This window comes from Synechococcus sp. H55.9 (genome assembly GCF_047462355.1).
GTDB lineage: Bacteria > Cyanobacteriota > Cyanobacteriia > Thermostichales > Thermostichaceae > Thermostichus.
Genome location: NZ_JANSJB010000147.1, coordinates 1 through 3614, shown reverse-complemented (window position 1 = coordinate 3614; position 3614 = coordinate 1). Strand labels below are relative to the sequence as shown.

Sequence of the window (3614 nt, the reverse complement as noted above, 5' to 3'; positions counted from 1 at the left end):
TTTTGGATCCCCAGTCCCGTCGCTTCTTAGCTGTTTTTGGGCTTTTGGATCAATTTCGCACCACACCCTTGGATCTGGGGGCGGTGCTCCGTTTTGATAACCGAGGGGCCGGTTTTGGCGCTACGGCTCTCGGCCAGCCTTTACGCACGGCCCAACTGCTGCAAGACTTCACCAGCGACAAGCAACTGCTTAGGCGAGGGGTATTGCGGGCAAATCCCGGTGGGAACACCGCCTTGTATGACGCCACGGTGGAAGCCGGGCGTTTCTTAAGTGACTTTCGCCCCAATGAGACCTTCAACCGCCGCCTGGTGGTGTTTACCGACGGCATCGACAACGAGAGCACCCGCTCCATTGACCAGACCATTCGGGAGCTCACAACTCTGGCCCAAGAGCGGGGGCAGAAGCTGACCGTGTATGTAGTTGGGCTGGGCGTTGACTTAAACCTGCTGGAGCTCCAGCGACTGGCGGCGGCCACAGAAGGCACGTTTGTGCTGGCGCGGTTTGCCGAGGCTCTGGAAGCTCCCTTTGCCAATCTATTCCCTGCTGCTATTGGAGAGCACCGCCTGCAGGTGCGGGTACAAAGTAATGTTCCCCTACCTGCTGGCTCTTATCTTCTCAGCGGCGAACTGCGGGTCGAAAGAGAGGGAAGCCGTTTTGTGACATCCTTTAGCGACGCCGTTCTCACGGTGGGATCCCGCTAGAGCCCTTCTGCAAACCAACAACATCCGCAATTGAGAGCGAGGCATAGGCATATGTTTCGACGACTGGGCACATCCAGCAGATTTTGGCGACCGGCTGCGCTTGTCCTGGCTGCTGTGGTTACAGGCTCCCTCACTGTTTTGCTGAAAAGTTGCGGTAGTGGCGGCTCTGGCAATCCTGCTGGGGCGGGGTTGCCGACAAGGGATCCCGCTGCCGGCTCCGCGGCTGCCATCCTGGGGCTAGTCGTTGATCCCTTTGGTCAGCTTTGTGGCCCGGGATCCACGGCTACTCTTTGTGCAGGCGGGCCAGTCTTTTCGGCAGGCAACTCAGTTCAGCTAGTCGGCTTGAGCTCACGGGGAGAGATTTTGTTTCCCCCCTTGGCCACTGCCACCCTGGATAGCAACTTGCGCTTTACGATTCCCTTTTCTGGCTCGATCACGCAGCCGCCGGGGAAATTGGTTTCGGTGCAATCGAACCTCGTTGGGCAGGGACGGCAGGCCAGCCAGCCTACACCGCTGCGGGGATTTGTTTTCAGTGCAGCCGTCGATGTCTCTCCTTGGAGCGAGGCTCTCTATCGCATCTTGCTGCGGGAACGGGAGCGAGTGCCCTTCTCGAACTTGGCCCCCCCCGAGCTTAGGGATTTGGAGAACATTTTGTTGATCAGTGTGCCCCTTTCCAGAACTGCCCGTAACCTAGAGGAAATTATTGGCGATATCATTCAGCAAGCGGATCGGCTGAGTTTTAATGGACTGCGTTTTGTAGAGGATCTGATTCGAGTTTGCTATGCCCCGGAAGGCAATCAATCCGATCAACCCTGTCGGCTGCGGATCCCGGTGCCTACTCCGCCTCCAGTGCCCATTGAACCGCCGGCAACTCGGCCACCAGCTTCTCCTCTTGCTCCCGGAACTCCTTTGCCGGCAGCAACACCTTCTCCTGAGGCTCCTACCCTACCCATCGTCATCACCAATAGAGCTTCAGTCCGTCTATCATCTGGAACCTTAGTATTCAGTAACCCAGTTACAGTGAGAGTGGACAATTTGTAGCTGCTTCGCTTGGAATTGAGTCCTGTTTCTTTCTTTTTTGAAGACATTCCCTGAAAAAGCGAGGAGTGTTAGATGTTGACCTCAAGACCGTCTCCGCCCAACTCTAAGCAACCCGCCGGGCTACTGCAGATTCTCAGCCGTACTTTGGGATCCGTTTCCACAGCTTTGCTCATTTTGCTTTTGAGAGTGGGGAATGCCGACTCCGCTACATCAGGGAATATACTTCTGCAACACTCTGCTCAAGATGAGCTGGTCTTTATCGACCAAGCTTTGCCCGATCTGTCGATCTTGCTAGCAGGGATCCGACCTGGAACAGAGATTATTCTTTTGGATCCTAACAAAGACGGGATCCAGCAGATCGCCGAGGCGCTGCGAGGTCGAAAAGGTGTTAGAGCTTTGCACATTCTATCTCACGGGCAGGCGGGCTCAATACAGTTGGGCAAAAGCCTTCTCAGCCTAGAAAACCTATCCGAGTATGCAAGCTTGCTCTCGCAGTGGAAATCTAGCCTGGCTGATGATGCAGAGATCTTGATCTATGGCTGCGAAGTGGCATCTGGCTTAGAGGGAGAGCTTCTCATCAAGCAGCTAGCTCATCTAATAGGAGCTGATATTGCCGCTTCTACCAACCTTACAGGTTATGCTGGATACGATGCAGATTGGGTTCTAGAGGCTGCGACCAGCTCCATTACTACCCCCACAATTTTTGTGGAAGGCTCAGTGGAGCATCGTTACCACCATACCTTACAGGTTGGTGCCACGCCCACTCTGGATGCCAACTTTCTTTTAACAAACATCCAAGTAGGCACTAACAAGCTTTCTCTCATCGGCGCAACTAACCAAGTTATTTTAAGAAGAGTTGATAACGCAAACGCAACAGGATCTTGCAACGTTGTCTGGGTCGTCCCTCCCGACACGCCTAGCAGTCTAGGGATCACAACTATGGAAGATGCCCTACTAATTGATCCCCTAAATCCAGTTATCAAAGCGGGCACAGATAATATCTTTACGAATAAAGGTAGTGTTAACCTCAATAATATAGAGAGGGTAGATTTCATTACCCCAGGCGGCATAACTGCCCCTTCTGCTGGCCTAGATAAAATTGGCTTCCTTCTCTTAGATAGAGGTGGAAACGATCTATTCAAGATTGCTGCTATCACCAAGCTTGATCCCAACCCCATAAATTACGTTTACGGATCAGTTATTTCGGTTGGAGCCGGTATTTGGTCGCCAGGCACAATCATTAACACCACAAATGTTCACAATGATCAATGTGGAAGCAAAAACCTAAATACAAATATTACAGCTACTGTAACAAATCAAAAGCTGGCGGGTGTTTTTGTCAGCTACCAGGTTCTGGGTATATCTCCCAGTCAGACATTCTACGGCTACTCAGTGGTTGGCAATGATGTGACCGGCTCAATTGCAAATTTCCCAACGTTTCCAACCAATACAACTGATACTAGCCCTAACAATGGTGGCTGGGATATGACGGCAGGGGGGGGAATTGTGGCTTACAACCCTCTTGCCAACAATGACGCTGCTACAACTCCCCAAAATACACCAGTCACCATCACGATTCTGTCTAATGATGTAGGGTATGTCTTTAATTTGGATCCCAGTACCATTGACCTAGATCCAAGCTCTCCTGGACAGCAAACCAATCTGACAGTTCCCGGAGAAGGCACATACACTGTCAACCTAACTACTGGGGAAGTTACTTTTACTCCGGATTTCTCTTTCACGGGTGCTGCAACTCCAATTCAATACACAGTAAAGGATGCGCAAGGTCTGATTTCCAACCAAGCAACCATCACCGTCACAGTTACTCCGGCATCAACAACGACCTGTCTCTTATAAAAATCTCCGAGCCAA

General features: G+C 51.9%; 2 protein-coding genes. Both read left to right on the top strand.

What is annotated here, in order from left to right; genetic code table 11:
- The coding region (locus tag NW857_RS12565) for a vWA domain-containing protein (protein WP_414369152.1) at positions 1–701 on the top strand (701 nt) is incomplete at its 5' end.
- Between the two features lie 1113 nt (positions 702–1814).
- A complete protein-coding gene (locus tag NW857_RS12560; RefSeq protein ID WP_414369151.1) occupies positions 1815–3599 on the top strand; it encodes a DUF4347 domain-containing protein in 1785 nt (594 codons plus the stop codon).
- Positions 3600–3614 lie beyond the last annotated feature (15 nt).

Bases quoted from the DNA above. Each gene is read 5' to 3' on its own strand.
- NW857_RS12560 (WP_414369151.1), top strand. From the start codon at position 1,815: ATGTTGACCTCAAGACCGTCTCCGCCCAACTCTAAGCAACCCGCCGGG.